The sequence below is a fragment of the Corallococcus sp. CA047B genome (assembly GCF_003612065.1).
Lineage (GTDB): Bacteria > Myxococcota > Myxococcia > Myxococcales > Myxococcaceae > Corallococcus > Corallococcus praedator.
Map to the genome: position 1 here is coordinate 1 of NZ_RAWD01000114.1, position 26379 is coordinate 26379.

26 protein-coding genes are annotated in these 26379 nt (G+C 71.0%); 23 read left to right on the top strand and 3 right to left on the bottom strand.

What is annotated here, in order from left to right:
• Window positions 1-478 precede the first annotated feature (478 nt).
• The 19 genes from D7X74_RS18920 to D7X74_RS19010 are packed head-to-tail and all read left to right on the top strand — an operon-like array spanning window position 479 to window position 17138.
• Window positions 479-1216, top strand: coding sequence for a beta-ketoacyl synthase chain length factor (locus tag D7X74_RS18920; RefSeq protein WP_233602162.1), 738 nt, complete (start codon window positions 479-481; stop codon window positions 1214-1216).
• Window positions 1209-1988 (top strand): 1-acyl-sn-glycerol-3-phosphate acyltransferase, encoded by a 780-nt coding sequence (locus D7X74_RS18925; RefSeq protein ID WP_120534368.1) that lies wholly within the window; start codon window positions 1209-1211, stop codon window positions 1986-1988. Before D7X74_RS18920 ends, D7X74_RS18925 begins: the two co-directional genes overlap by 8 nt.
• A complete protein-coding gene (locus tag D7X74_RS18930) occupies window positions 1975-2238 on the top strand; it encodes a phosphopantetheine-binding protein (RefSeq protein WP_120534369.1) in 264 nt (87 codons plus the stop codon). Before D7X74_RS18925 ends, D7X74_RS18930 begins: the two co-directional genes overlap by 14 nt.
• A 31-nt stretch (window positions 2239-2269) precedes the next feature.
• Window positions 2270-2530, top strand: coding sequence for an acyl carrier protein (locus D7X74_RS18935; protein ID WP_120534370.1), 261 nt, complete (start codon window positions 2270-2272; stop codon window positions 2528-2530).
• A complete protein-coding gene (locus D7X74_RS18940; protein ID WP_120534371.1) occupies window positions 2527-3078 on the top strand; it encodes a hypothetical protein in 552 nt (183 codons plus the stop codon). Before D7X74_RS18935 ends, D7X74_RS18940 begins: the two co-directional genes overlap by 4 nt.
• Window positions 3071-4777: an AMP-binding protein gene (locus tag D7X74_RS18945; protein ID WP_120534372.1), complete on the top strand. Its 1707-nt coding sequence runs from the start codon at window positions 3071-3073 to the stop codon at window positions 4775-4777. Before D7X74_RS18940 ends, D7X74_RS18945 begins: the two co-directional genes overlap by 8 nt.
• Complete coding sequence (locus D7X74_RS18950) at window positions 4774-5511, top strand: glycosyltransferase family 2 protein (RefSeq protein WP_120534373.1); 738 nt, start codon at window positions 4774-4776, stop codon at window positions 5509-5511. The genes D7X74_RS18945 and D7X74_RS18950 overlap by 4 nt, the downstream gene beginning before the upstream one ends.
• The gene (locus tag D7X74_RS18955) at window positions 5508-6455 is read left to right on the top strand and encodes an acyltransferase (RefSeq protein WP_120534393.1); all 948 of its coding nucleotides are present in this window, start codon (window positions 5508-5510) and stop codon (window positions 6453-6455) included. The genes D7X74_RS18950 and D7X74_RS18955 overlap by 4 nt, the downstream gene beginning before the upstream one ends.
• Window positions 6427-7986, top strand: coding sequence for a histidine ammonia-lyase (hutH, locus tag D7X74_RS18960; RefSeq protein ID WP_120534374.1), 1560 nt, complete (start codon window positions 6427-6429; stop codon window positions 7984-7986). The genes D7X74_RS18955 and hutH overlap by 29 nt, the downstream gene beginning before the upstream one ends.
• The gene (locus D7X74_RS18965; protein WP_120534375.1) at window positions 7976-8395 is read left to right on the top strand and encodes a thioesterase family protein; all 420 of its coding nucleotides are present in this window, start codon (window positions 7976-7978) and stop codon (window positions 8393-8395) included. The genes hutH and D7X74_RS18965 overlap by 11 nt, the downstream gene beginning before the upstream one ends.
• Window positions 8392-9000: an outer membrane lipoprotein carrier protein LolA gene (locus D7X74_RS18970; RefSeq protein WP_120534376.1), complete on the top strand. Its 609-nt coding sequence runs from the start codon at window positions 8392-8394 to the stop codon at window positions 8998-9000. The genes D7X74_RS18965 and D7X74_RS18970 overlap by 4 nt, the downstream gene beginning before the upstream one ends.
• On the top strand, window positions 8990-11287 hold the full coding sequence (locus D7X74_RS18975) for an MMPL family transporter (RefSeq protein WP_120534377.1): 2298 nt from the start codon (window positions 8990-8992) through the stop codon (window positions 11285-11287). The genes D7X74_RS18970 and D7X74_RS18975 overlap by 11 nt, the downstream gene beginning before the upstream one ends.
• Window positions 11284-12510, top strand: coding sequence for an NAD(P)/FAD-dependent oxidoreductase (locus tag D7X74_RS18980; protein WP_120534378.1), 1227 nt, complete (start codon window positions 11284-11286; stop codon window positions 12508-12510). Before D7X74_RS18975 ends, D7X74_RS18980 begins: the two co-directional genes overlap by 4 nt.
• Window positions 12501-13070: a DUF3261 domain-containing protein gene (locus tag D7X74_RS18985; RefSeq protein WP_120534379.1), complete on the top strand. Its 570-nt coding sequence runs from the start codon at window positions 12501-12503 to the stop codon at window positions 13068-13070. The genes D7X74_RS18980 and D7X74_RS18985 overlap by 10 nt, the downstream gene beginning before the upstream one ends.
• 8 nt (window positions 13071-13078) lie before the next feature.
• Window positions 13079-14260 (top strand): beta-ketoacyl-ACP synthase, encoded by a 1182-nt coding sequence (locus D7X74_RS18990; RefSeq protein ID WP_120534380.1) that lies wholly within the window; start codon window positions 13079-13081, stop codon window positions 14258-14260.
• Entirely contained in the window at window positions 14260-14724 is a 465-nt protein-coding gene (locus tag D7X74_RS18995; protein WP_120534381.1) for a hotdog family protein, read from the top strand. Before D7X74_RS18990 ends, D7X74_RS18995 begins: the two co-directional genes overlap by 1 nt.
• Complete coding sequence (fabG, locus tag D7X74_RS19000) at window positions 14717-15448, top strand: 3-oxoacyl-ACP reductase FabG (RefSeq protein WP_120534382.1); 732 nt, start codon at window positions 14717-14719, stop codon at window positions 15446-15448. The genes D7X74_RS18995 and fabG overlap by 8 nt, the downstream gene beginning before the upstream one ends.
• Complete coding sequence (locus tag D7X74_RS19005) at window positions 15445-16683, top strand: beta-ketoacyl-ACP synthase (protein WP_120534383.1); 1239 nt, start codon at window positions 15445-15447, stop codon at window positions 16681-16683. Before fabG ends, D7X74_RS19005 begins: the two co-directional genes overlap by 4 nt.
• 23 nt (window positions 16684-16706) lie before the next feature.
• On the top strand, window positions 16707-17138 hold the full coding sequence (locus tag D7X74_RS19010; protein WP_120534384.1) for an excinuclease ATPase subunit: 432 nt from the start codon (window positions 16707-16709) through the stop codon (window positions 17136-17138).
• 26 nt (window positions 17139-17164) lie between these two features.
• Here D7X74_RS19010 and D7X74_RS19015 read toward each other — a convergent pair whose 3' ends face one another.
• Window positions 17165-18772, bottom strand: a complete 1608-nt coding sequence (locus D7X74_RS19015; RefSeq protein ID WP_120534385.1) for a hypothetical protein — start codon at window positions 18770-18772, stop codon at window positions 17165-17167.
• 248 nt (window positions 18773-19020) lie between these two features.
• On the opposite strand from D7X74_RS19015, the gene D7X74_RS19020 reads away from it, so the two are divergent.
• The 3 genes from D7X74_RS19020 (at window position 19021) to D7X74_RS19030 (ending at window position 22880) form a co-directional block, all read left to right on the top strand.
• Window positions 19021-21180, top strand: coding sequence for a M13 family metallopeptidase (locus D7X74_RS19020; RefSeq protein WP_120534386.1), 2160 nt, complete (start codon window positions 19021-19023; stop codon window positions 21178-21180).
• 79 nt (window positions 21181-21259) lie between these two features.
• Window positions 21260-21931 carry an O-methyltransferase gene (locus D7X74_RS19025; protein WP_120534387.1) on the top strand — a complete coding sequence of 224 codons (672 nt, stop codon included), beginning with the start codon at window positions 21260-21262 and terminating at the stop codon, window positions 21929-21931.
• Between the two features lie 25 nt (window positions 21932-21956).
• Window positions 21957-22880 (top strand): LysR family transcriptional regulator, encoded by a 924-nt coding sequence (locus D7X74_RS19030; RefSeq protein WP_120534388.1) that lies wholly within the window; start codon window positions 21957-21959, stop codon window positions 22878-22880.
• On the opposite strand, the gene D7X74_RS19035 is transcribed toward D7X74_RS19030, so the two are convergent.
• On the bottom strand, window positions 22861-23538 hold the full coding sequence (locus tag D7X74_RS19035; protein ID WP_120534389.1) for an O-methyltransferase: 678 nt from the start codon (window positions 23536-23538) through the stop codon (window positions 22861-22863). The genes D7X74_RS19030 and D7X74_RS19035 overlap by 20 nt on opposite strands.
• 145 nt (window positions 23539-23683) lie before the next feature.
• Between D7X74_RS19035 and D7X74_RS19040 the strand changes: the two genes are divergently transcribed.
• Window positions 23684-24916 carry a S8 family serine peptidase gene (locus D7X74_RS19040; protein WP_120534390.1) on the top strand — a complete coding sequence of 411 codons (1233 nt, stop codon included), beginning with the start codon at window positions 23684-23686 and terminating at the stop codon, window positions 24914-24916.
• An 84-nt stretch (window positions 24917-25000) separates the two neighbouring features.
• Here D7X74_RS19040 and D7X74_RS19045 read toward each other — a convergent pair.
• The coding region (locus D7X74_RS19045; RefSeq protein ID WP_304984922.1) for a kelch repeat-containing protein at window positions 25001-26379 on the bottom strand (1379 nt) is incomplete at its 5' end.

Consider the following 26379-nt stretch of genomic DNA (forward strand, 5'->3'; position numbering starts at 1 on the left):
CCCCAACAGCCACACCGCCTGGACCACCACCGCCCGCTTCCACGTCGTCGTGCGTCGCATGCCTGGAGCGTCCCTTCCGTCCATGAAACTGGATTGGTAGCAAAAACGGAAAAACCTTAGCGCGTCCCACCAAGGCACCGGGACGGCCGCGCGCGGCCGGTGAATACGCAGGGCGTTCGCGACGTCGGGAGCCCACGCCCGTGACCCGTCCGCGCGGGTCGTTCCGAATCATCCCGTGGGGGTCTTCGCGACCTGTGGGGAGCACTGGACGCATCACCCCCCTGGACAAACCCGCAAGCAGCTGAACGGCGAGGTTCCATTGCGCGTTTTGCCAACAAAAACAGCTTCTTGCGGCACCAACAGGGCGTGGAGTGGAGCATCCGCCCGGTCCCCTGCCGGCTTGGGGCCGGGCGCCAATTGTCTCCCTGTTGATGCTTTGGTAAAGGTTGCCTTTGGGAGCGCTTGGGGCCTCTCCGTCATGACGATGGGATTCACCGTTCAGCGCTGGGCCGCATGGGCCCCTGGCCTCGTTGCTCCGGCCGCCTGGGAAGCCTGGCTTGAGAAGCCCCACCCTCTCCCCGCTGAAGGCACGCCCGCGCTCGCGGAGATGCCCGCGATGATGCGCCGCCGGGTGGACCGGCTGGGCCGAATCGCGCTGCAGGCCACCTATCAGGCCCACGCGGACGCGCCCGAAGCGCCGGTGCTCTTCGCATCGCGTTACGGGGACCTGGGCCGTTCGGTGGAGCTGCTCACGCAGTTGGCGCGCTCGGAGCCGCTGTCGCCCACGTCGTTCAGCCTGTCGGTGCACAACGCCATCGGCGCGCTCTACTCCATCGCGCGGGGCGACACGGCCTCCTATGGCGCCATCGCCGCGGGCGAGGAGACGGTGGAGGCCGCCTTCACGGAGGCGTGCGGCCTGCTGTCGGACGGGGTCCCCCGGGTGATGGTGGTCCTCTACGACGAGCCCGTGCCGGAGCCCTGGCGGCACTTCTCCCCGACGGTGGGGTTCCCGCACGCCTGGGCCTGCCTGCTGGCGGCCGACTCGGGCGCGAACGCCATCCGCCTGGACTGCCACGCCGGGCCGCCGGACGCGGACGCTGGGGAACAGGACGGGCTGCCGGCGGACCTGCGCGCGCTGCGCTTCCTGGTCTCCGGGGCGCGCCAGTGGGAGCACCCGGTGGGCGCTCGGCGCTGGCGGTGGGAACGCCATGGTTGAGAAGCTCGACCGGCTCTGGCGCATCTTCGCCACCGGCCTGTCCTTCGCCACGTTCGGGCTGGGGGGGCTGGCGCTGCGCCTCCTCTACTTCCCGCTGCTCCAGCTCATCGTGCGCGAGCCCGTGCGGCAGACGCGGCTGGCGCGGCTGGCCGTGCACCACTCATTCCGCTTCTTCGTCGGCTACATGCGCTTCCTGGGCGTGCTGCGCTACGAGCTGGAAGGGGTGGAGAAGCTGTCGCGTTCCGGGCTGCTCATCCTGGCCAACCACCCGACGCTCATCGACGTGGTGTTCCTCATCTCGCTGGTGCCCAACGCGGACTGCGTGGTGAAGGCGAGCCTGGCGAACAACCCGTTCATGCGCGGCCCCATCCGCGCGACGCGCTATCTGTGCAACGACTCCGGGCCCGGGCTCATCCAGGACTGCATCGCGTCCGTGAAGGCCGGCAACAACCTCATCATCTTCCCGGAGGGCACGCGCACGCCGGTGAACGGACCCATGCAGTTGCAGCGCGGCGCCGCCAACATCGCGGTGCGCGGCCCCTGCGACATCACGCCCGTCACCATCCGCGTCGCGCCGCTGGGCCTCACCAAGGGCGCGCCCTGGTGGAAGGTGCCTCCGAAACCCATGCACTTCATCATCCGCGTGGAGGACGACATCCCCGTCTCCTCCAGGGACGCGGACGCGGGGGACGCGGCGAAGGCCGCGCGCCACCTCACCACACGCCTTCACGACTACTTCTCCCGGGAGAACCAGGGCCATGTTGGAGCTTGAGCACGAAATCAAGCGTCTGGTCATCGAGACGCTGAACCTCGAAGACCTCAAACCGGACGACATCGATCCCGCCGCGCCGTTGTTCGTCGAGGGCCTGGGACTGGACTCCATCGACGCCCTGGAATTGGGGCTGGCGCTGCAGAAGTCCTATGGCGTCGTGCTGGCGAGCGACTCCAAGGAGAACCGCCGTCACTTCGCCAGCGTGCGGGCGCTCGCGGACTTCGTCAGCACCCACCGCACCAAGTCCTGAACCCCTAAAAACCAAAGCGCGGAGCCACCCCATGACCAAACACGAGTTGTTCGAGCGCCTGAGCGCCATCCTCCAGGAAACCTTCGACATCGAACCGTCGCGCATCATCCCGGAGGCGCGGCTGCACGATGACCTGGACATCGACAGCATCGACGCCATCGACCTGCTGGTGCGGCTGAAGCCCGTCGCGGGCCAGCGCGTTCCGCCGGAGGTCTTCCGCTCCGTGCGCACGCTGCAGGACGTGGTGGACGCGCTGCACGGGCTGCTCGGCAGCGACTCCGCCGCGGCGTGAAACGCCTGCGTCCGGTGTTGTTGGGGCTCTTGAGCCTCGCGTACCCGCCGCTCGTCTATCTGGGCCTGGGCCACTTCGAACCCCGCTGGATGGCGCTCCCCCTGGCGGGCATGGCGGTGGTGCGCGCGGTGGCCACCCGGGAGAAGATGTGGCTTGCGGCCGCCGTGGGAGCGCTGGTGCTCGCGGCGTCCAGCATGCTGGGCAACCACGCGCTGCCGCTGAAGCTCTACCCGGTGCTCGTGAACAGCGTGCTCCTCACCGTCTTCGCCACCAGCCTCGCCTATCCCCCCAGTGTCATCGAACGGCTGGCGCGCCTGCGGGAGAAGGACCTGCCGCCGTCCGGCGTCCTCTACACGCGCAAGGTGACGCAGGTGTGGTGCGGCTTCTTCGTCCTCAACGGCAGCCTCGCGCTCACCACCGCGCTCTGGGCGAGCGACGCCACCTGGGCGCTCTACAACGGCCTCATCGCCTACGGCCTCATGGGCCTGCTCTTCGCCGGCGAATGGGTGGTGCGGCAGCGGGTGCGCGCACGGCACGCCCATGGATGAGCCGCTCGCGCTCGAACACCTCCTCGTGCACGGCCGTCCCGCGGGGCACCCCGTGGCCCGCCGCGAGGGACAGGTGCTGGACTTCGCCGCGTTCCGCGCGAGGGCCACCGGCTGGCGCACGGCCTTCGCGGCGCACGGGGGGCGGCGGTACGCGCTCTTCCACGAGGACACCTTCGAGTTCGCCGCCGCGCTCTTTGGCGCCTGGCACGCGGGCGTGTGCATCTACCTTCCCGCCGACGCTCGGCCCGCCACGCTGGAGGCGCTGCGCGCCCACGTGGACGGCTTCGCGGGCAGGGCTCCGGCGGACCTGGCGGCGTTGACGCCCGTCGTGGATGCGGATGGCACGTTCCAGCCCCTGTCGCCGGTGCTCGCTGCGCTCATCGTCTACACGTCGGGCTCCAGCGGTGAGCCCACCGCCATCCCCAAGCGCCTGTCGCAGTTGTCCAGCGAGGTGGTGACGCTGGGGGCCCTGTTCGACGCGGAGGCCGGGGATGCGCCCGTGCTCGCCACCGTGTCGCACCAGCACATCTACGGCCTGCTGTTCCGGGTGCTGTGGCCGCTGGCGTCGGGCCGGCCGTTCGACGCGCACGGGCTGCCGTATCCGGAGGACATCGTGGCCGCGCTGCGCCCGGGCCCCGCGCTGCTGGTGGCGAGCCCCGCGCACCTGAAGCGGCTGCCGGCGTCACTGGACTGGGCCTCGGTCCGCGGGCACCTGCGCGGGCTGTTCTCCTCCGGGGGGCCGCTCAGCCCCGAAGCGCTCCAGGCGTGTCGGGAGCTGCTGGGCCGGGCGCCGGTGGAGGTCTACGGCAGCTCGGAGACCGGGGGCGTCGCGTGGCGCAGGCGGGACACCGAGGACGCCGCGTCGTGGCGGGTGATGCCCGGCGTGGAGGTGCGCGCCGGCGCGGATGACGAGGTCCTGGCCGTCCGCTCGCCCCACCTGGACCTGTCCGAAGGGGCGTGGTTCACGACGGAGGACCGGGCGCGGGCGGTGCCCGGGGGCTTCGAGCTGCTGGGGCGCAGGGACCGGCTCCTCAAGCTGGAGGAGAAGCGCGTGTCGCTGAGCGCCATGGAGCGGGCGCTGGTGGAGGGCGGGCTGGTGAAGGAGGCGCGGGTGCTGCCCCTGGCGGAGGGCCACCGGGTGACGCTCGCGGTGGTGGCGGTGCCGGAGGCGGCGGGCTGGAGGCTCCAGGAGGCGGGGGGCAGACGCTCCCTGAACCAGGCCCTGCGCGAGAAACTGGCCCCCCATTTCGAGTCCAGTGCCTTGCCGCGCCGGTTCCGATATCTGGAGGCCATGCCGGTCAACTCGCAGGGCAAATCCACGGAAGCGGCGCTCGCCGCCCTCTTCGACCCGAGGCGGCCGGCGTTCCAGGTCCTCGAGCGCGCACCGGAGCGCGTGCTCCTGTCGGTGGAGGCCCCGGAGGGCTCGCCGTACTTCGACGGCCACTTCCCCGGCACGCCCATCCTGCCCGGCGTCGTCCAGGTGGACTGGGCGCTGCTGCTGGGCCGCGAGCACTTCGCCCTGCCGCCGGACTTCCTGCGGCTGGAGACCCTGAAGTTCCAGCAGGTGATTCCGCCCGGCACGCAGCTGACGCTGGAGCTCACCTGGGCGGCGGAGTCCGGACGGCTGGGCTTCAAGTTGACGTCGGCCGCGGGCGCGCACGCCAGCGGCCGCATCGTGCTGGGTGGAGGGGTGGGATGAAGGTCTGCGCGGTGATTCCGGTCTACAACCACGGCGAGGCCGTGGGCGCGGTGGTGCACGCGGTGCGCTCCCATGGCCTGCCCTGCGTGCTGGTGGACGACGGCAGCGAGCCCGGCTGCGCGGCGGTGCTGGACGGGCTGGCGCGCGACGACAGCAACGGCGTGGAAGTGGTGCGCCTGCCCCAGAACGAGGGCAAGGGCGGCGCGATGATGGCGGGCCTGCGCGCGGCCCAGGCTCGCGGCTACAGCCACGCGTTGCAGATCGACGCGGACGGACAGCACGACGCCCGCGACATCCCCCGCTTCCTCGCGCTGGCCAAGCAGAGCCCCGACACGCTGGTGTGCGGCACGCCCGTCTACGACGAGTCCGTGCCCAAGGGCCGGCTGTACGGCCGCTACGCCACGCACATCTGGGTGTGGATCAACACGCTGTCGTTCGCCATCCGCGACTCGATGTGCGGCTTCCGCGTCTATCCGCTGGCGCCCACCGTGGCGCTCATCGACTCGGTGCGGATTGGCAAGCGGATGGACTTCGACGTGGAGGTGCTGGTGCGCCTGTTCTGGCGCGGCATGCGCATCCTCAACCAGCCCACCCACGTGCGCTACCCCACCGACGGCATCTCCCACTTCGACGTGCTCTGGGACAACGTGCGCATCTCCGGCATGCACGCCCGGCTCTTCTTCGGGATGCTGGTGCGGCTGCCGATGCTGCTGTGGCGCAAGGTGGCGCGATGAAGTCCCGCCACTGGGCGGAGATGGGAGAGACGACCTTCGTCGCCGGCATCTGGCTCCTGTACTGGATCCACCGGCTGCTGGGGCGCTGGCCCTTCCGCCTCTGTCTGTACCCGGTGGTGCTGGTGCACTGGCTGAGCCGGCCGCTCCTGCGCCAGTCCTCGCTCCAGTACCTGGAGCGGATGGAGGCCGCGACGGGTGCGCTGGGCCACACGCCCCACTGGCGCGACAGCGTGCGCCACACGCTGATGTTCGCGGAGACGATGCTGGACAAGCTGCTCGCGGTCAGCGGGCGCTACCGCTTCGAGCGCGTGCGCACCGAGGGCCGCGAGGAGTTCTACCAGGCGGCGAAGGCGGGCAGGGGCGGCGTCATCGTCACCGCGCACATGGGCTGCCTGGAGCTGTGCCGCACCATGGCGGAGCGCAGGGGCGAGGTGAAGCTCAACATCCTGGTGCACACGCTGCACGCGGAGCAGTTCAACCGCCTGCTCAAGCGCCTCAACCCGGAGAACGACTTCCACCTGCTGGAAGTCACCGACATGGGCCCGGCCACCGCCGTCGCGCTGAACGAGCGCGTGGAGGCCGGCGAGTTCGTGGTCATCGCGGGCGATCGCATTCCCGTGAATGCCAGCCAGACCGTGCGCGTCGACTTCCTGGGACACCCCGCGCCCTTTCCCGTGGGGCCCTACGTGCTGGCGGCGCTGCTCAAGTGTCCGCTCTACCTGCTGGGCTGCATCCATGAGGGCGACGGCTACACCATCCACTTCGAGTGCCTCTTTGAGCGCGTCGTCCTGCCGCGAGGCAAACGCGAGGCCGCGCTCACGGACTGCGCCCAACATTACGCCGGCCGGGTCACGGCGCTCCTCCAGCGCGCGCCCTACGACTGGTTCAACTTCTTTCCCTTCTGGGATCAGGTGAATGTCTCCGCGAAGCCCCCTACCTTCTGACCTCCCGGTGCGCTTCGACGGCGGTCGGCTGACCCTCGAGGACGTGGGAGCGCTGGCTCGGCGCGAGCGCCCGGCCGAGCTGGGCACCGCCCCCGCCTTCCGTCAGCGCATCGCGAAGGGCGCCGCGTTCCTGGACCGGCTGCTGGCGGAGGACGGCGTCATCTACGGCGTCACCACCGGCTACGGCGACTCCGTGACGGTGTCCATCCCGCCCGCGCTCGTCGCGGAGCTGCCGCACCACCTCTACACGTACCATGGCATCGGCGCGGGCCGGTTCCTCACGCCCGAGGAGACGCGCGCGGTGCTGGCCACGCGGCTCGCCTCGCTGTGCCAGGGCTTCTCCGGCGTGGGCGAGGGCCTGCTCACCCAGTTAGAGCTGCTGCTCAAGCACGACGTGCTGCCGATGATTCCCGCCGAGGGTTCGGTGGGCGCGAGCGGTGACTTGACGCCCCTGTCGTACGTGGCGGCGGTGCTCTGCGGCGAGCGCGACGTCTGGTACCGGGGCGAGCGGAGGCCCGCGGCCCAGGTGCTGGAGTCGCTGGGCGTGAAGCCCCTCAAGCTGCGGCCGAAGGAGGGGCTGGCCATCATGAACGGCACCGCCGTGATGACCGCCCTGGCGTGTCTGGCGTGGGAGCGGGCGGAGTACCTGTCCCGGCTGGCCACGCGGCTGACCGCGTTCAACGTGCTGGCGAGCGCCGGCAACGCGCACCACTACGACGAGACGCTCTTCGCGGCCAAGCCGCACGCGGGCCAGCAGCGCGTGGCGGCCCGGCTGCGCGCGGACCTCGTCACGGACCGGCCGTCGCGCAACGAGCAGCGGCTCCAGGACAGGTATTCGCTCCGGTGCGCGCCGCACGTCATCGGCGTGCTGGAGGACGCGCTGCCCTTCTTCCGCACGCTCATCGAGAACGAGCTGAACAGCGCCAACGACAACCCGCTCATCGATCCCGACGGCGAGCGCGTGCTGCACGGCGGCCACTTCTACGGCGGCCACATCGCCTTCGCCATGGACAGCCTGAAGACGGCGGTGGCCAACGTGGCGGACCTGTTGGATCGGCAGCTCGCGCTGCTGGTGGACCCCCGCTACAACCACGGGCTGCCCGCGAACCTCTCCGCGTCCACGGGCCCCAGGGCCGCCATCAACCACGGCCTCAAGGCGGCGCAGATCAGCGTCTCCGCGTGGACGGCGGAGGCGCTCAAGCAGACGATGCCCGCGTCCGTCTTCTCCCGCTCCACGGAGTGCCACAACCAGGACAAGGTCAGCATGGGCACCATCGCCGCGCGCGACTGTCTGCGCGTGCTGGAGCTGACCGAACAGGTGGTCGCGGCCATGCTCATCGCGGCCCGCCAGGGCGTCACCCTGCGGCAGCGCGTGGACGCGGACGCGAGGCCGGGCCCCGCGTTGGCGGCGATGCAGGCGGACCTGGAAGCGCGCATCCCCCTGCTGGTGGAGGACCGCGCCCTGGATGGCGAGCTGCAAGGCCTGCTCACCGCCCTCCGCCGGCGGGAGTGGAGGCTGCATGAAGCCTGACCTGAGCTGCGAAATCGAAATCGATCCGCCGTTCCACGACCTCGACATGATGGAGATCGTCTGGCACGGCCACTACGTGAAGTACCTGGAGCTGGCGCGCTGCGCCCTCCTGCGCCGCTACGACTACGACTACCCGCAGATGCGCGAGTCCGGCTATGGCTGGCCCGTGGTGGACATGCGGCTCAAGTACGTGTCCCCCATCTCCTACAAGCAGAAGATCATCGTGCGCGCCGAAATCACCGAGTGGGAGAACCGGCTGCGCTTCGACTACGCGCTGCGTGACGCGGCCACCGGGCGCAAGGTGAACCAGGCCCACACCATCCAGGTGGCGGTGGCCCTGGCGACGGGGGAGATGCAGTTCGTCTGTCCGGAAGTCCTCTGGAACAAGCTGGGAGTGAGGCCGGAATGAAGACCCTGCTCGTGCTCACCTGCGCGCTGCTGTCCGTGAGCGCTCACGCGGGCGACCTCGTGAAGGACGTGCGCGCCCGGCTGGTGGATGCGCCGCTGGTGCGCGGCCACTTCGAACAGAAGAAGACCGTGGCGGGCTTCAAGAAGCCGCTGGTGTCCAAGGGTGACTTCCTCCTCGCCCGCGACCAGGGCGTGCTGTGGAACACGCGCACGCCTTTCGCCTCCACGCTGACGCTCACGCGCAAGTCGCTGAGCGCGGAGCAGGGCCAGGGCGGCGCGGCCTATCACCTGGACTCCACGAAGGAGCCGGCGCTGGCGGCGGTGAACGAGCTGCTCTTCGCGCTGCTCGCGGGCGACGTGTCCACGCTGCAGAAGCGCTTCAAGGTGGAGGGCGAGCTGGTGGGCCCCACCGGCTGGCGGCTGGAGCTGACGCCCACGGACGCGGGGCTCGCGCGCGTCTTCAAGCACATCCAGTTGGAAGGCGACGCGTACGTGCGGCAGGTGAAGATGGACGAGACGCGCGGGGACTCCAGCGTCATCCTCTTCGACCAGCTCACGCAGTCGCCGCCGCCGGATGCCACGGAAGCCGAGCGCCTTGGCAAATAGGCTGGCCATCCTCTGGGCCCTGGTGGTCCTCGCCGTGGGCGTGCACCAGGTGTCCTTCTGGCGCTCGGCCCGCCTGGACACCGACGTGCTCGCGCTCCTGCCGGAGGACGAGCAGGCGCCGGAGGTGGACGCCGCCACGCGCAAGCTCGCGGACGAAGCCGGCCGGCAGGTGGTGCTGCTGGTGGGCGCGCAGGACTGGGCCTCCGCCCAGAAGGTCGCGGACGAGGCCACCCGCGTGCTGGAGCAGGCCTCCGACGTGCTGGAGCCCGCCGTGGTGGACACCTCCGCGCTGGAGCAGGCGGTGGACTTCTACCGGCCTTACAGAGACCGGCTGCTCACGCCCGCGCAGCGCCAGTGGCTCACGCGCGCGACGCAGGAGGAGCTGGGCGGCACGGCCCTGATGAAGCTGTACCAGCCCGCGGGCGCGCGGATGACGGACTGGAACGCGGATCCGCTGGGCCTGTGGCCGGACTGGTGGCAGGCCCGCGCCGCGGAGACCTCCGCGCGTCCCCGCGACGGTCGGCTGTGGCTGTCGGGCGAGGGCCGCGAGTGGGTGCTCCTCACCTGGAAGAGCAAGGTCTCCGCCTTCGCGCTGGGAGACGGCTCCCGCGTCACCGCCGTGGTGGAGCAGGCCCGAGCCCGGGTGGAGGCCACCGTGCCCGGCGCCCGGCTGGTGGCCGCGGGCGTGCCGCTGTACGCGGAGGCCGCCGCCGCGCAGGCGAGCTGGGAGATGTCCACCATCGGCTTCGGCTCGCTGGCCGCGGTGCTCCTGCTGGTGTGGCTCACCTTTCGCTCGCTGCGGCCCATCCTGCTCGTGGGTGTGTCGCTCACGCTGGGCTGCGCCGTGGCGCTGACGGTGACCGCGCTCGTCTTCGAGCGGGTGCACCTGCTCACGCTGGTGTTCGGCTCCAGCCTCGTGGGCGTGGCGGAGGACTACGGCTTCCACTACTTCGCCGCGCGGCAGGGCAAGGCCCCATCCGAGCGCGGGCCGGTGATGCGTTCGCTCTTGCCGGGCATGGCGCTGGCGCTCATCACCAGCGTGGTGGCGTACCTGGCGCTGGGCGTCGCGCCCTTCCCCGGCCTGCGGCAGATGGCGGTGTTCTCCGCCGCCGGCCTCACCGCCGCGTTCCTCACCGTGGTGTGCTGGTTCCCCTCGTTGGACCGGGGCGCGCTGCCCGTCACCGCCTTCTCCGAGCGCTTCTCCGCCTCCATCACCCGCTGGCCGCGCATCGCCTCCACGCGGGGCTGGTGGGTGACGGGCGCCGTGCTTGCCGTGCTGGTGGCCGTGGGCCTCTGGAAGCTGAAGCCCCAGGACGACCTGCGCCAGTTGCAGGGCGCGCCCCCGAACCTCATCGCCGACCAGCGCGAATTGGGGCGGCTGTTGGGCCTGCCCAGCCCCGCGCAGTTCTTCCTGGTGGAGGGGGACAGCGACGAACAGGTGCTCGCGCGCGAGGCGACGTTGAAGCAGCACCTGGACACGCTGGTCGCCCAGAAGGTGTTCGCGGGCTACCGCGCCGTGTCCGACTGGCTTCCCTCCCAGGCCCAGCAGCGCGAGGACGCGGCCCTGAGCGCCCGCGCCGAAGCGCAGGCCGTGGCCGCCGTGAGCGAGTCCACCGGCGAGGCCCCCACGCGCGCAACGTTCGCCGAAACACCGCTCACGCCTTCACACTTCCTCTCCGGGCCCGTCGCCTCCGCCATCCGGCAGCAGTGGCTGGGGACGCTGGGCGCGCGGCAGTACAGCGTCCTCATGCTGCGCGGCCTCAACGACCCGAAGCAGTTGCCGAAGCTGGAAGCGGTCGCGCACGGCCTGGAGGGCATCCGCTGGGTGGACAAGACGGCGGAGATCTCCGGGCTGCTCGGCCGCTACCGGCGCATCATGGGCGGGCTCATCGTCGCGGGCTATGTCGCGGTGCTGCTCACGCTGGTGGCCCGCTTCGGGCGACAGGCGTGGCGCGCGTGGCTGCCATCCGTGCTGGGCACGCTCATCACGCTCGCCCTCTTCGGCTGGTCGGGCGCGCCCCTGCAGCTCTTCACCGTGCTGGGCCTGGTGCTGCTGCTGGGCATGGGCGTGGACTACGGCATCTTCCTTCTGGAGCACCCCGGTGACGGTTCCGCGTGGCTCGCGGTGGCCCTGGCCGGCGTCAGCACGCTCCTGTCCTTCGGTCTGCTGGGCCTGTCGGCCACGCCCGCCCTGCGCTCCTTCGGCCTCGCCATGCTCCTGGGCGAGGTCACCATCTGGATCCTCACCCCCTGTTTCCGACTTCCTCCTGGGAAAGCCACACATTGAAAACTGAATCGGCGGACATCCTCATCATTGGCGCGGGCCCCGCGGGCTCCGTCGCGGCGGGCCTCCTTCGCAAGCAGGGCCGTGACGTCCTCGTGCTGGAGCGTGAGCAGTTCCCTCGCTTCTCCATCGGCGAGAGCCTGCTGCCGCAGAGCATGGAGTACATCGAAGCGGCCGGAATGCTCCAGGACGTGGTGGAGGCGGGCTTCCAGTACAAGAACGGCGCGGCCTTCGTGCGCGGCGACAAGTACACGGACTTCGATTTCCGCGACAAATTCTCCCCCGGCTGGGGCACCACCTTCCAGGTGCAGCGCGCCCACTTCGACCACGTGCTCGCGAAAGGTGCCGAGCGTCAGGGCGCCACCGTGCGCTACCGCCACGAGGTCCTCTCCGTGGACACGAACGGCGAGCAGCCGGAGGTGACGGCGCGCGGTCCCGACGGTGAGACGTACCGCGTGCGCGCGCGCTTCCTCCTGGACGCGAGCGGCTTCGGCCGCGTGCTGCCGCGCCTCTTGAACCTGGAGACGCCGTCGAACTTCCCCAAGCGCGGCGCCATCTTCACCCACGTCCTGGACCGCACGCCGCCGGGCAGCTTCGACCGCAACAAGATCCGCGTGACGGTGCACCCCGAACACGTGCACGTCTGGTACTGGACCATCCCCTTCTCCGACGGCCGCTGCTCGCTGGGGGTCGTCGCGAAGATGGAATACCTGGAGCAGTACCAGGGCACGGACACCGAGCGGCTCCAGGCCATCGTGAAGGAGACGCCGTCGCTGTCGGACCTGTTGAAGGACGCCGTCTGGGACACGCCCGCGCGCAAGCTCACCGGCTACGCGGCCAACGTGAAGTCGCTGTGGGGCCCGGGCTTCGCGCTGCTGGGCAACGCGGGCGAGTTCCTCGACCCGGTGTTCTCCTCGGGCGTCACCATCGCGTTCAAGTCCGCGAGCCTCGCGGCTGACTGCATCCGCCGCGCGTACGCCGGGGAGACGGTGGACTGGGAGAAGGACTACGCGAAGCCGCTCAAGGCGGGCGTGGACACCTTCCGCACCTTCGTGGAGTCCTGGTACGAGGGCGGCTTCCAGCAGGTCATCTTCCACCCGAACCCGTCCCCGGACGTGCGGCGGATGATCTCCGCCATCCTCGCCGGCTACGCGTGGGACACGAACAACCCCTACGTCGCGGAGAGCAAGCGGCGCCTCACCGTGCTCGAGGCCGTGTGCGCCTAGCCGTCCCGGTCCTGCTCGTCGCGGGCCTCGTCGCCTGCGCCACCGCGCCCCGGCCGCCGCCCGCCGCTCCCGGCGAGCCGCTGCCGGAGCTGCGGCTGGCACCGGCTGCCCTGGGGGCCACCGTCAGCCTGACGCAGCGGCTGGAGTTCGCGCACGAGTCGGACCCCGGCGGCCCGCGTTCGCTGGAAGCCCTGCTGGAGGTGGAGCCGGCGCTGATGCAACTGGCCGGCTTCGCCCTGGGGCAGCGCATCCTCACGCTGCGTTGGAATGGAACCACCCTGGACGAGGAGCGCGACCCGCGCCTGCCTGCCCAGTTCCAGTCCGCGCCGGTGCTCCGGGACGTGCAGCTCGTCTACTGGCCGGCCGACGCCGTGCGCGCCGCCCTGCCCCCCGGCTGGACGCTGGAGGATGGGCCCGGGCGACGTGCCCTGTCGAAGAACGGCAGGGAATGGGTGACGGTGCGCTACGATGGCGAGCCGCGCTGGGAAGGGCGTACACAGCTCACCAACCTCTCCGAGCACTACCGGCTCACCATCGAATCGCGCCCCGCGGACGAGTGACCTCTTCCATGATGCCTCCCGTCTTCCTCCACCAGCTCGGCCTCGTCTGCGCCCTGGGCTCCGGGAAGCGCGAGGTGGCGCGCGCGCTGTTCGCGGCCACCCCCTCCGGCGTGGCCCCCCATGAGGGCTACGCGGACCGCGCGCTGCACCTGGGCCTCATCACCGCCCCGCTTGAGGCCCAGGACGCGCTGCCCCCGGCCTGGCGCAGCCGCAACAACGCGCTCCTGCTGACGGCGCTCGCGGAGATCCGCCCCGCCGTGGACGCGGCCATCGCCCGGTTCGGTCCGGAGCGCGTGGCCGTCGTCCTGGGCACCAGCACCTCCGGCATCGGCGAGAGCGAGGGCGCCATCGCGGCGCAGCTCGCCACGGGACAGCTGCCCGCGACCTTCCACTTGAACCAGCAGGAGCTGGGCGCTCCCGCCTCGGCGCTCACCCACGTGCTGGGCCTCTCCGGGCCCGCGTATGTCATCTCCACCGCGTGCTCCTCCAGCGCCAAGGCCCTGGCGAGCGCGGCGCGGCTCTTGCGCGCGGGCACCGTGGACGCGGTGCTGACGGGCGGCGTGGATTCGCTGTGCCGCTTCACCGTGGCGGGCTTCCGCGCGCTGGAGTCGGTGAGCGAGGAGCGCTGCAACCCGATGAGCGTCCACCGCCACGGCATCAACATCGGCGAGGCCGCGGCGCTGTTCCTGATGACGCGCGAGCCGGGGCCGGTGCGCCTGTCCGGCTGGGGCGAGTCCTCCGACGCGCACCACATCTCCGCGCCGGAGCCCGGGGGCCGGGGCGCCATCGCCGCCATCCGCGAAGCCCTCACGCGCGCGGGCATCGCACCCGAGCGCGTGGACTACGTGAACCTTCACGGCACCGCGACGGAGCAGAACGACGCCATGGAGAGCCGCGCGGTGCACGCGCTGCTGGGCCCGGACGTGAAGGCCAGCTCCACCAAGCCTCTCACCGGCCACACGCTGGGGGCCGCGGGCGCGCTGGAGGCGGCCTTCGCGTGGCTGACGCTCACGGACAACCCGGAGGGACGGCTGCCCGCGCACTTCTGGGATGGGGCGGCGGACCCGTCCCTCCCCGCGCTGTCGCTGGTGAAGCCGGGCGAGGCGCTGGGGCGGCCGGTGCGGACCGTGCTGAGCAACTCGTTCGCCTTCGGGGGCAGCAACGCCGCCCTCGTGCTGGAGCGCGCCTGATGCGCACCATCGTCGACCTGCCCATCGCGGAGCTGGTGCCCCACGGCGGGCGCATGCGGCTGCTCGACCGCGTGCTGGAAGCCGACGCGGAGACGCTGCTCGCGGAGGTCACCGTGCGCGAGGACAGCCTCTTCTTCGTGGACGGCGCCGTGGGCGGCTGGGTGGGCATCGAGTACATGGCCCAGGCCGTGGCCGCCTGGGCCGGCTGGCACGCGCGGCTGCGCGGAGAGGTGCCGAAGGTGGGCTTCCTCCTGGGCACCCGCCGCTATGACTGCCAGCGCCCCGTCTTCCGGCCAGGGGAGTGCCTGCGCATCGAGGTCCACCGGCAGTTCTTCGCGGACAACGGGCTGGGCCAGTTCGACTGCACCATCACCATCGGCACGGAGACGGTGGCCACGGCGGCGCTGACGGTGTTCGAGCCGCCCGCCGGGCAGGTCATGAGGAGGAGCGACACGGATGGGTGACAAGACGGTGCTGGTGACGGGCTCCAGCCGGGGCATCGGCCGCGCCATCGCGCTGCGCCTCGCACGCGACGGCTTCGACGTGGTGGTGCACTGCCGCAGCCGGCGGGAGGAAGCGGACGCGGTGGCGGCGCTGGTGCGGGACGCGGGACGCGAGGCGCGCGTGCTCCAGTTCGACGTGAGCGACCGCGCCGGGACACAGGCCGCGCTGCTGGCGGACGTGGAGGCCCATGGCTGCTACTACGGCGTGGTGTGCAACGCGGGCATCGCGCGCGACAACGCCTTCCCGTCCATGACGGCGGAGGAGTGGGACAGCGTCATCCACACCAACCTGGATGCCTTCTACAACGTGCTCAACCCGCTCACGATGCCGCTGGTGCGCCGCCGCAAGCCGGGCCGCATCGTCACGCTGGCGTCGGTGTCCGGGCTCATGGGCAACCGGGGCCAGGTGAACTACAGCGCCGCCAAGGCGGGCATCATCGGCGCGACGAAGGCGCTGGCGGTGGAGCTGGCCAAGCGGGACATCACCGTCAACTGCGTGGCCCCGGGGCTCATCGACACGGAGATGGTGGATCCGCAGATATTGGAAGAGGCGCTGAAGATCATCCCCGCGCGCCGGGTGGGAAGACCCGAGGAGGTCGCCGCCGCGGTGAGCTTCCTCATGGCCGAGGACGCCGGCTACATCACGCGTCAGGTGATTTCCGTGAACGGGGGGATGGTCGGATGAAGCGCGTGGTCGTCACCGGCGTGGGTGCCCTGAGTCCCCTGGGGCATGACTGGGCAACGGTGGAGGCGCGGCTGCGCGCCCGGAAGAACGCCGTCCAGGTGATGGAGTCCTGGAAGCAGTACGAAGGCCTGCACACGCGGCTGGGGGCTCCCGCCGCGCCGTTCGAGCTGCCGCCGTCCACGTACTCGCGCAAGACGACGCGCACCATGGGCCGCGTGGCGCTGATGGCGACGCGGGCCAGCGAGCTGGCGCTCCTGGACGCGGGCCTGCTGGGCGACCCGCTGGTGAAGAGCGGCCGGCTGGGCATCGCCTACGGCTCCTCCGCGGGGACGCCGGAGAACATGGGCGACTTCGGCAAGATGATCACCCACAAGACGACGGAGGGCATCACCGCGACGACGTACCTGCGGATGATGTCCCATACGGCGGCGGTGAACATCGGCGTCTTCTTCGGCATCACCGGGCGCATCATCACGACGTCCAGCGCGTGCACCTCCGGCAGCCAGGGCATCGGCTACGCGTACGAGGCCATCAAGCTGGGCCGTCAGGTGGCGATGCTCGCGGGCGGCGCGGAGGAGCTGGACGCCACCGGCGCCGCCGTCTTCGACACGCTCTTCGCCACCAGCACGAAGCACAACGACGCGCCCCACCTGTCCCCCCGCCCCTTCCACGCCGAGCGCGACGGGCTGGTGCTGGGCGAGGGCGCGTGCACGCTGGTGCTGGAGGACCTGGAGCACGCCCGCGCGAGAGGCGCGACCATCCACGCGGAGCTGCTGGGGTACGGCACCAACAGCGACGGCCGCCACGTCACCCAGCCCAACGCGGACACCATGGCGCAGGCGATGCGGCTGGCGCTGGAGGACGCGGGCGTGCCGGCCTCCGCCATCCCGTACGTCAACGCGCACGGCACCGCGACGGACACCGGGGACGCGGCGGAGAGCGCGGCCACGCTGGCGGTGTTCGGGGAGAAGGTCGCCCTGTCGTCGCTCAAGAGCTACATGGGCCACACGCTGGGGGCCTGCGGCGCGCTGGAGGCGTGGATGAGCGTCCAGATGATGCGCTCCAACTGGTTCGCCCCCACCCTGCACCTGGACGCGGCGACGGTGGATCCGAAGTGCGCGCCCCTGGACTATGTCACCGGCAAGGGCCGTGCCCTGGAGACGGACCTGGTGATGAGCAACAACTTCGCCTTTGGTGGCATCAACACGTCCCTCATCTTCCGTCGCTGGCCCTGACGCACACCCCTGGAGGAACCCCGATGAAGAAGGCCCTGTTGCTGCTGACCCTGACCGCCGCGAGCCCCGCGTTGGCGCGCGACACCGTGGTGATGATCAAGCTGGCGGACGTGATGGCGCTGCCCGAGGCGAAGCAGAAGCTGGACGGCTCGGTGAAGTTCTACCTGGACGGCCAGAAGACGCCCAAGGTGGCGAAGACCCTGGGCAACGACGTGACGAACAAGAAGACCAACGCCGTGGGCAAGACGGACGAGTTCGCCTGCAAGTGGGCCGCGCTCTCCGCGCTCATCGCCCTGCAGGACGGCGCGAAGAAGAACGGCGCCAACGCGGTGGTCAACGTCACCAGCTATTACAAGAAGGTGGAGTTCAAGAGCGCCACCGACATCGAGTGCCACGCCGGCACCATGGTCGCGGGCGTCGCGCTCAAGGGCGACTACGCCACGATCGGGAAGTAGGTCGCCTCACCGCTGGCGCGGCCGTCCTACCGCCGCGCCGGCACCTCGATGCGGCAGATGCTCCCGGGCGTCAGGGCCCGCGAGTCCATCCACGACGCCAGCTCCTGGTCGACGCGCTCGGCGGACGCCGCGTCGAAGCGGCGGGCGTCGTGGAGCTTCCAGCCCCGGGGCGCGTTGCCGGAGTAGCCATTCACCGTGGGCACGCCGCGCGTCACCGAAGCCCACACGCCGTCGAGCTGGTACTTCCACTCCTCTGCTTCGCCCGCCGTGGGCGCGTAGAAGAAGCTCCGGCACTCCGGCCCCACGCGGGAGGCCACCGCGTCCACGTCCGCGCGGGACTCGAACCGGTCATACGTGGAGATGCTCAAGCCCTGCTCCAAGAGGCACAGCGCGCCCAGGCCCGCCGCCAGCGCCGCGCGGCCCTGCTGGACCTGCCGCTGGAGGAACAGGGCCAGCCCGATGCTCGCGGGGATGAGCATCCACACGCCAACGCGCGCCAGGGCCCGGATGGCCGCCGCGCCGGGCACGGCCTTGAAGACGAGCCACCAGGGGACAAGCCCCCCGCGATAGAACGAGACGAGCAGCACGGTGACGAGCGACATCACGAGCAGCATCCTCACCGCGGGCCGCGCGCGCGCCTGCCACAGCCCCACCGCCGCCAGGAGGCTCGTCACGAAGCCGAAGCCCAGCTGGTGCTCCCAGCCCAGGGGCAGTCGCTGGAAGCGGCGGAAATCATTCGTCCAGCCGTACAGCCAGCTCTTCGGGCCCACGTAGAACCAGCTCCACACGCGGGGCACCATGGGAGTCACTTCGGAGAAGTCGCGCAGCCCCACCGTGCCGATGGCCTGACGCGAGTGCAGCACCAGGGGCACGAGGAGCGCCAGGCCCACGACGCCGAAGGCCGCGAGCGCTGGCAGGTGACGGCGCAGGGCCGCGAAGAGGGTCCGGCGCGCGTCCCCGAAGCCGAGCGCGAGGACGAAGCCGAGCAGCAGGAAGAAGAAGAGGAACCAGCCCCAGTAGAAGCCCGCGTAGAGCTGGGCCACGAACGCGCCCACGAGCAGCGCGGACCACGCCACCCCGCGCCGCCGGTCCGTCTCCGGGCGGAGCAGCACCAGCACCGCGCCCAGGGCGAGCAGCGCGAAGAACTGGCCGGTGAGCTGCGGGTGGTTGAGCTGGTTGATGCGCGGCGCGCCCGCCGTGAAGAGCACCGCCCCCACCACCGCCGGCCCCGCGCGCAGGGCGAACCCACGCATGAGCAGCCACAGCGCCGCGGCGTAGTTGAGCGCGGACATCGTCAGCAGCCACGCCTGCCAGGACACGTCCTCGCTCAAGCCCAGGAGGCGCCACAGCCAGTAGAAGGGCGCCACGCCCAGCAGCACGTCCGAGTACGCGGAGACGTTGGGCTCGGGGTGGAACATCGGCGGGTCCCAGAAGCGCGCATGCCCGGCGTCCCCGGAGATGAACCGCCACCCGTGCTCCAGCACGTAGTGGTTGAAGCGCACGTCGCCCTCGTCGCCTTGAACCAGGCGGAGGCCCGACAGCAGGACGGGGTGGTGCGCGAGCAACAGCGCCAGGACGCCCCCCGCGAGGGCGAAGAGGATGAAGCGGCTCCGTTGCGAGACACCGGTTCCCATGGGCGGCGGGAGCGTTAACACACCGGGTGCGTCCCCTGGAACCGGCGTCGCAGGGCGGGCAGCGGCCCTTGGAGTGATGCCGTGGCGGCGACGCGGGAGGCCTGGCTGGGGCACCGCGTCACCCGCCTCCGGTGAAACCCTCCGTCGCCGTCGCGGGGCCCGGGATGAAACCGCCGTTTGCACTGTTGGCGGCGCGCCCCCGTGCGCCAGAGTGCGCCAGCCCGTTGGGGGCCCATCCAGGAGCTTTCATGACGTCCCGTTCCAGACCGCCCTTTGGCGCCGCGCGCATGACGTTTGGCGTCTGTGCGTCCGCGCTCATCACCGCCTGCGCCACCTCCACGCCCGCCGAGAAGGCCCCGACGCCGGCCCCGCCCGCGGAGGCCGCCGCCGCGACGACGACGACGACGCCCGCCGCTCCCAAGCCGGTGTACGGCAGCTTCGGCGTGGACACGCCGGGCATGGACACGGCCGTCGCGCCGGGCGACGACTTCTACCGCTACGTCAACGGCAAGTGGCAGGACACGACGGAGATCCCCGCCGACCGCTCGGCGATGGGCATGTTCACGCGGCTGGCGGAGGAGGCCTCCAAGCAGACGCGCGAGCTGCTGGAGACCGCCGCGAAGTCCGACGCCGCCCCGGGCAGCGAGGACCGCAAGCTGGGTGACTACTTCGCCAGCTTCATGGACGAGGCGGGCATCGAGGCCAAGGGCATCACCCCGCTCCAGCCGGAGCTGGAGCGCGTCGCGAAGGTCGCCAACCGCAAGGACCTGTCCACGCTGCTGGGCACCACCCTGCGCGCGGACGTGGACGCGCTCAACACCGGGCAGACCACCACCGACCGCCTCTTCGGCTTCTGGGTGGCGGAGGACCTGAACGACCCCAGCCGCTATGCCGCGTACCTCCTCCAGGGTGGCCTGGGCCTGCCGGACCGCGACTTCTATCTGAAGGACACGCCGCGCTTCAAAGAGGTGCGGGAGAAGTACCAGCAGCACATCGCCGTGCAGTTGAAGAACGCGGGCATCGCCGACGCTGACGCGAAGGCGCGCGCCATCTACGGGCTGGAGAAGAAGATCGCCCAGGCCCACTGGTCCGCCCAGGACACGCAGGACGTGGCCAAGGTGAACAACCCCTGGAAGCAGGCGGACTTCGCGAAGAAGGCGCCCGGCCTGGACTGGGCCGCGTGGTTCGCGAGCGCGGGGCTCGCGCAGCAGGGGGAGTTCATCGTCTGGCAGCCGAGCGCGCTGACCGGCATCTCGCGCCTCGTGGGCAGCGAGCCCCTCCAGACGTGGAAGGACTACCTGGCCTTCCACGCCATCGCGCGCAAGACGTCCGTCCTGCCCAAGGCGTTCGTCGACGCGGGCTTCGAGTTCAGCGGCAAGACGCTCTCCGGCGCGCAGCAACTGCGCGAGCGCTGGAAGCGCGGCGTGGACTCCACCAACCACGCCATGGGCGAGGCCGTGGGCAAGCGCTACGTGGCGAAGCACTTCCCGCCCCAGGCCAAGGCCGAGGCGGACGTCATGGTCCGCAACATCCTGGCCGCGCTGGGCCGCCACATCGACGCGCTGGAGTGGATGTCGCCAGAGACCAAGGCGCGCGCGAAGGAGAAGCTGGGCACGGTGCAGGTGGGCATTGGCCACCCGGACACCTGGCGGGACTACTCCGCGCTGGAGATCGTCAAGGGAGACGCCTTCGGCAACGCCGAGCGCGCGGACCTCTTCGAGTACCAGCGCAACGTCGCCAAGCTGGGCAAGCCCGTGGACCGCAAGGAGTGGTTCATGACGCCGCAGGAGGTCAACGCCCTCAACTCGCCGCAGCAGAACTCCATCATCTTCCCGGCCTCCATCCTCCAGGCGCCCTTCTTCGACCCCAACGCCGACCCGGCCGTGAACTACGGCGGCATCGGCTCCGTCATCGGCCACGAAATCATCCACAGCTTCGATGACGTGGGCGCGCAGTTCGACGCGAAGGGGAAGCTGGCCAACTGGTGGACGCCCAAGGACCTGGAGTCCTTCAAGGCCGCCGGCAAGGCGCTCGCCGCCCAGTACAACACCTACCGCCCGCTGCCCGACATGACGGTGAACGGCGAACTCACGCTGGGCGAGAACATCGCCGACGTGGCCGGCGTCTCCATCTCCCATGACGCCTACGTGATGTCGCTGGGCAACCAGCCCGCGGTCACGAAGGACGGCTTCACCGGTGAGCAGCGCTTCTTCCTGGGCTTCGCCCAGGTGTGGCGCAACAAGTTCCGGGAGCCGCTGCTGCGCCGCCTGCTGGTGACGGATGGCCATTCTCCCGGCCCGTACCGCACCGCCACCGTGCGCAACGTGGACGCGTGGTACCAGGCGTTCGACGTGAAGCCGGGCCAGGGCCTCTACCTGACGCCCGAGAAGCGCGTGAAGGTCTGGTAGTCGTTTCCTGCACCGGGCGCACGCAGACCGTGCGCCCGGTGCACTGGTCGTTGGCGGGGTGAAGGCGCACGGTGGGGGCATGACCACGACCCTCCATTCGCCCCCTGTCGCCACCCTGCTCACCCACCTCTTCGCCGACGCGCGGAAGACGGACGCCGCCGTGCTCGCGCCCTTCCGGAACCTGTCGCCGGAGGCCCGGACGAAGGCGCTGCACCAGGACTACCGGACGTTCTACGCGCAGGTGTCGGACGCGTACCTGCCGGTGTCGGAAGCGCTGGGCCAACTGCTCTATGCCCTGACGCGCGCGCGGCGGGCGACGACGGTGGTGGAGTTCGGCACGTCCTTCGGCATCTCCACGCTCCACCTCGCGGCGGCGCTGCGCGACAACGGCGGCGGCCGGCTCATCACCACGGAGTTCGAACCCGCGAAGGTGCGGCGCGCGCGGGAGCACCTCACCACCGCGGGCCTCGTGGACCTGGTGGAGTTCCGCGAAGGCGACGCGCTCGACACGCTGCGCACCGACGTGCCGGACGGCCTGGACCTGGTGCTCTTCGACGGCGCCAAGCCGCTGTACCTGCCGCTGCTGCGCCTGCTGGAGCCGAAGCTGGGGCCCGGCGCCCTCCTGGTCGCGGACAACGTGAAGATGAGCCCGGAGTTCGCGGCGCACCTGGCGCGGCCGGAGCACGGCTACCTCACCGTTCCCCTGCCCTGGGAGGACGACGACTGCCTCCTCGCCGTGCGCACCGCGTAAGCGGCCCACGGCTAGTATCCAGCGGATGGCGGACCTGGACCTCAACCTGCTCGTGGCGCTCGATGCCCTCCTGCGCGAGGGCAGCGTGGCGCGCGCCGCCGAGCGGCTCCACCTGAGCGCGCCGGCCATGAGCCGCACGCTCACCCGCATCCGCGACACCCTGGGGGACCCCGTGCTGGTGCGCGCGGGCCGCGGGCTGGTCCCCACGCCGCGCGCGCTGGCGCTCCAGGAGCAGGTGCGCGAGGTGGTGCGGGAGGCCACCGCCCTGCTCGCTCCCGGGACGCCCACCCCTCCGGCCCAACTGACGCGCACGCTGACCGTGCGGGTGAACGACGGCATCATCCCGCTGCTGGGCGCCGCGCTCTACCAGCGGGCGCGCGAGGAGGCCCCCGGGCTGACGCTGCGCTTCGTGGCGGAGGGCACGGAGGACGTGGAGGCGCTGCGCGACGGCGACGTGGACCTGGACATCGGCGTGCAGGGCGCCCTGGGCCCGGAGATCCGCGTGCAGCGGCTGGGCGAGGACTCCTTCGCCGTCCTCGTGGCGCGCACATCCCCGCTCGCCCGGGGCCGGCTGACGCTCGCGCGCTTCGCCCACGCTGAATTCATCGTGGCCTCGCGGCGCGGGATGACCCGCAACCCGCTGGATGCGCTGCTGGAGCGGCAGGGCCACGTCCGCCGGGTGACGGGCGTGGTGCCCAACCTGCTCGCGGCGGCGGCGCTCGTCGCCCGGACGGAGGCCATCGCCGTGGTGCCGTCGGTGTTCGCGCGGTCCGCGGCGGCGCTGATGCCCCTGCGTGTGCGCGCAGTTCCGCTGGAGACCGGCGCCTTCATCGTCGCCCAGGCCTGGCACCCCCGCTTCGACCGGGATCCCGCGCACGTCTGGCTGCGCGGGACCGTGAAGGCGCTCTGGGCGGAGATGATCCGCGACGCTACGCCGGTCCGCCCGTGACGAGCGCCAGCGAGAAGCCGTCGTAGCCCTTGCTGCCCACCGTCTGCACGGCGGTGGCGCTCACGCGGGGCTCGGCGGCCACGGCCTCGTAGAAGCGGCGCATGCCCTGGACGTTCGCGTCGGTGCTCGCCGCGTCGACGATGCCGCCCTTGCGCACGACGTTGTCGGTGAGGATGACGCTGCCCTTGCGCGACAGCTTGAGCGCCCACGCGAAGTACTCCGCCGTGTTCACCTTGTCCGCGTCGATGAACGTCAGGTCGAACGGCGCCTGCCCCTCCTTCGCCAGCTGGGGCAGCGTCTCCAGGGCGCTGCCCACCCGCACCTCCACCACGTCGGACAGGCCCGCGCGGGCGAAGTTCTCCCGGGCGACCTCCGCGTGCTTCGGCACCGCCTCCAGCGTGATGATGCGGCCCCCGGGCGGCAGCGCCCGCGCGAGCCACAGGGTGCTGTAGCCCCCCAGCGTGCCCACTTCCAGGATGCGCCGCGCCCCGTGAAGCTGGGCCAGGAGCATCAGCAGCTTCCCCTGGTTGGGCGCCACGTTGATGGCCGGCAGCCCCGCCTTCGCGCTCGCCTCCAGCGCGGCCTCCAGCAGGGCATCCGGCGCCACCAGATGGTCGGTGATGTAGCGGTCGACCGCGGTCCACTGCTCCTGGCTCATGCGTCCTCCGTGGAATCAGGACCTTCTCTAACGCCCGGATTCCGCCCAGGTGCACCGCGAAAACAAATGCAACGAAACTTTAAAAGCGGACAGGCGACAATGTGGGAGTCAGTGGCCGCTCCGCATCCCCCCACGGAGGAACACCATGGAAATCAACCGCAAGTCGCCCGCTTCCGTCGCCCCCACGGCCCGTACCGGGGAGACGTCCCGCGCGGAAGCGCCCAAGGCCAAGCCCCTCACGGTGCGTGACGGCTTCGAGACCAAGGGTGCGCGTCCCTCCAACTTCGTGGACCGCCCCACGGGCCGTCCCGCGACGCCGGGCGCTGGCGTGCCGGCGTCGGCCTTCGCGTTCGGTTCGTCCAACGTCGCGGTGAAGCCGGACGCGAACAAGGTCGTCGACGCGAAGAAGGTGGACCCGTCGCAGCCGAAGCCCAAGCCGTCGGGTGATCCGGTCATCGCGGTCATCGATGGTGGCGTGGACTTCAAGCACACCGACCTGGACGACGCGATGTGGACGAACCCCGGTGAAATCGACGGGGACGGCATCGACAACGACGGCAACGGCGTCAAGGACGACATCCACGGCTTCAACGTGGGCTTCGGCGACGGCAACCCGTTCAAGGGCGACGGCACGGACCACGGCACGCACGTGGCGGGCATCATCGCGGCCGAGGACAACGGCGAGGGCAACACCGGCATCGCGGCCGGCAAGGCCAAGGTGCTGAGCGTGGGCGGCCTGTACGACGGCGCGGACCTGCTCACCAACTTCGAGCGCTCGGTGGACTACCTGGTCAACCTCAAGACGGAGCACGGCGTGAACATCCGCGCCGCCAACGCGAGCTTCGGCAACACGTACCGCTCCCCCGCGGACCAGGCGCGCTGGACCGCGGCGGTGCAGAAGCTGGCGGACGCGGACATCCTGCTGGTCGCGGCCACGGCGAACGGCAACGGCAGCAACATGAACAACGTGGCGGACATGCCCGCCAACATCGACCTGCCCAACGTCATCACCATCGCGTCGATGGACAAGAACAACGACAAGCTGGCGCGCTTCTCGTCGCACGGCGACAAGGTCGTGGACCTGGCCGCGGTGGGCGAGGACGTGCTCAGCACCGTGCCGGGCAACCAGTGGGAGGAGATGAGCGGCACCTCCATGGCGACGCCGACGGTGGCCGCCACCGCCGCGCGCATGTTCGCGGAGAACCCGGACCTGACGGCCGTGCAGGTGCGCGACCTGCTGCTCAAGACGGTGGAGCTGGATCCGGACCTCAAGGGCAAGGTCATCACCGGCGGCAAGCTGGACATCGACGCCGCCATCCAGGCCGCCAAGGACTCCGTGGTCGCGAAGCCCGAGCAGCCCGCCGTCGCCACGCGCTAGTCAGAGACTGGCGCCAATGAGTTCCGGGCCGGGTGCGCTTCGAGCGTGCCCGGCCCGTTGTCTTTGGGTGGTGGGCCGCCCGCGTCAGGGCATTGAGAAGACTTCCGCGACGCTCAAGGGGGTGGTGCCGTTATCGCCCCCCGTCACCAGCACCTTGCCCGACGGAAGCAGCGTGGCCGTGTGGAAGATCCGCGCCCGCCTGAGCGGGGTCGTGGCCGCCCAGGTGCCGGTGGGCGGGTCATAGATTTCCGCGCGGGCGAGGGGCGCATCGCCGTTGACGGCTTGGCCCCCCGTCACCAGCACCTGCCCCGAAGGCAGCAACGTGGCCCTGTGGAACTGGCTGCCAGTGACCATGCGGGCCGTGCGGCTCCAGAGGCCCGTCGCCGGGTCATACAGCTCCGCCTGGGCGCTGTTGTCGCTGGTCACCAGCACGCTGCCCGTGTGCAGGAGCGTGGCTTCGACGGCGACGCGATAGGAGGACAGGGTGCCCGTGGCGGTCCAGGTGCCCGTCGCCGGATCGTAGAGCTCCGTGGGGTACAGGACGCCGCTGTTTCCAAGGCCGCCCACCACCAGGACCTTGCCCGAGGCCAGCAGCACGGCCGCGTGCACGGAGCGGCCCCTGAGCATGTTGCCCGTGGCGGTCCAGGTGTTCGTCGCCGGGTCGTAGAGCTGCGCGGTGGCGAGGGTCGCCTTGATGTCGAGATCGCTGCCGCCCGCGACCAGCACCTTGCCCGAAGGCAGCGGCGTCGCCGTGGCGTAGGCACGGGCCGCCGTCAGGTTTCCAGCGGAGGTCCAGGTTCCCGCCACCGGGTCGTACAGCTCCGCCGACGCCAGGACCGTGGTGCCATTCGCGCCGCCCGCGACCAACACCTTGCCCGAAGGCAGCAGCGTCGCCGTGTGCAGGGTGCGGGCCGCGGCCAGGCTCCCCGTCGCGGCCCAGAGGCCCGTCTCCGGGTCGTACAGCTCCACGGTGGCAAGGGACGCGGTGCCGCTCGCGCCCTCACGGCCTCCCGCCACCAGCACCTTGCCGGACGCCAGCAGCGTGGCCGTGGCACCCGCGCGTCCCCGGCTCATGGCGCTGACTTGAGTCCACGTCGGGCAGGGGGGAAGCCCGGTGGCGGAGAACCGGGCGATGACCGCCAGGTCCAGGGCGTTGCTCACCGTGAGGGTGAAGGACGCATCGTCACCCGGCTCCAGACACGGGGGCGCCGTCCAGACAATCTCGCTCGTGGTGGCCGTGTCCTTCGCGTCCTCCTCCAGCGTGCCCACGTCCGCGTCCCAGGCGAAGCGCATGACGCTGTCCTGGGGATCCTCCGCGACGGCCCGGAGGGTCACCCGCTCGCGCGGCGTCACCTCGAAGGACTCCGGAGGCCGTTCAATGAGGAGCGGGGGAAGGAACGGTCCCGCGTCCGAAGTCCCCGCGTCCGAAGTCCCCGCATCGGAGTCAGCCCCCCCATCCCCAC

Excerpts from the sequence above, each read along its gene's own strand:
- D7X74_RS18930 (WP_120534369.1), top strand. The coding sequence starts at position 1,975 with ATGTTGGAGCTTGAGCACGAAATCAAGCGTCTGGTCATCGAGACGCTG.
- D7X74_RS19025 (WP_120534387.1), top strand. The coding sequence starts at position 21,260 with ATGACCACGACCCTCCATTCGCCCCCTGTCGCCACCCTGCTCACCCAC.
- D7X74_RS18995 (WP_120534381.1), top strand. The coding sequence starts at position 14,260 with ATGCGCACCATCGTCGACCTGCCCATCGCGGAGCTGGTGCCCCACGGC.
- D7X74_RS18965 (WP_120534375.1), top strand. The coding sequence starts at position 7,976 with ATGAAGCCTGACCTGAGCTGCGAAATCGAAATCGATCCGCCGTTCCAC.
- D7X74_RS18935 (WP_120534370.1), top strand. The coding sequence starts at position 2,270 with ATGACCAAACACGAGTTGTTCGAGCGCCTGAGCGCCATCCTCCAGGAA.
- D7X74_RS18990 (WP_120534380.1), top strand. The coding sequence starts at position 13,079 with ATGATGCCTCCCGTCTTCCTCCACCAGCTCGGCCTCGTCTGCGCCCTG.
- D7X74_RS18925 (WP_120534368.1), top strand. The coding sequence starts at position 1,209 with ATGGTTGAGAAGCTCGACCGGCTCTGGCGCATCTTCGCCACCGGCCTG.
- D7X74_RS19005 (WP_120534383.1), top strand. The coding sequence starts at position 15,445 with ATGAAGCGCGTGGTCGTCACCGGCGTGGGTGCCCTGAGTCCCCTGGGG.
- D7X74_RS18920 (WP_233602162.1), top strand. The coding sequence starts at position 479 with ATGACGATGGGATTCACCGTTCAGCGCTGGGCCGCATGGGCCCCTGGC.
- D7X74_RS19010 (WP_120534384.1), top strand. The coding sequence starts at position 16,707 with ATGAAGAAGGCCCTGTTGCTGCTGACCCTGACCGCCGCGAGCCCCGCG.
- D7X74_RS18955 (WP_120534393.1), top strand. The coding sequence starts at position 5,508 with ATGAAGTCCCGCCACTGGGCGGAGATGGGAGAGACGACCTTCGTCGCC.
- D7X74_RS19020 (WP_120534386.1), top strand. The coding sequence starts at position 19,021 with ATGACGTCCCGTTCCAGACCGCCCTTTGGCGCCGCGCGCATGACGTTT.
- hutH (WP_120534374.1), top strand. The coding sequence starts at position 6,427 with ATGTCTCCGCGAAGCCCCCTACCTTCTGACCTCCCGGTGCGCTTCGAC.
- fabG (WP_120534382.1), top strand. The coding sequence starts at position 14,717 with ATGGGTGACAAGACGGTGCTGGTGACGGGCTCCAGCCGGGGCATCGGC.
- D7X74_RS18945 (WP_120534372.1), top strand. The coding sequence starts at position 3,071 with ATGGATGAGCCGCTCGCGCTCGAACACCTCCTCGTGCACGGCCGTCCC.
- D7X74_RS19040 (WP_120534390.1), top strand. The coding sequence starts at position 23,684 with ATGGAAATCAACCGCAAGTCGCCCGCTTCCGTCGCCCCCACGGCCCGT.
- D7X74_RS19035 (WP_120534389.1), bottom strand. The coding sequence starts at position 23,538 with ATGAGCCAGGAGCAGTGGACCGCGGTCGACCGCTACATCACCGACCAT.
- D7X74_RS19030 (WP_120534388.1), top strand. The coding sequence starts at position 21,957 with ATGGCGGACCTGGACCTCAACCTGCTCGTGGCGCTCGATGCCCTCCTG.
- D7X74_RS18970 (WP_120534376.1), top strand. The coding sequence starts at position 8,392 with ATGAAGACCCTGCTCGTGCTCACCTGCGCGCTGCTGTCCGTGAGCGCT.
- D7X74_RS18950 (WP_120534373.1), top strand. The coding sequence starts at position 4,774 with ATGAAGGTCTGCGCGGTGATTCCGGTCTACAACCACGGCGAGGCCGTG.
- D7X74_RS19015 (WP_120534385.1), bottom strand. The coding sequence starts at position 18,772 with ATGGGAACCGGTGTCTCGCAACGGAGCCGCTTCATCCTCTTCGCCCTC.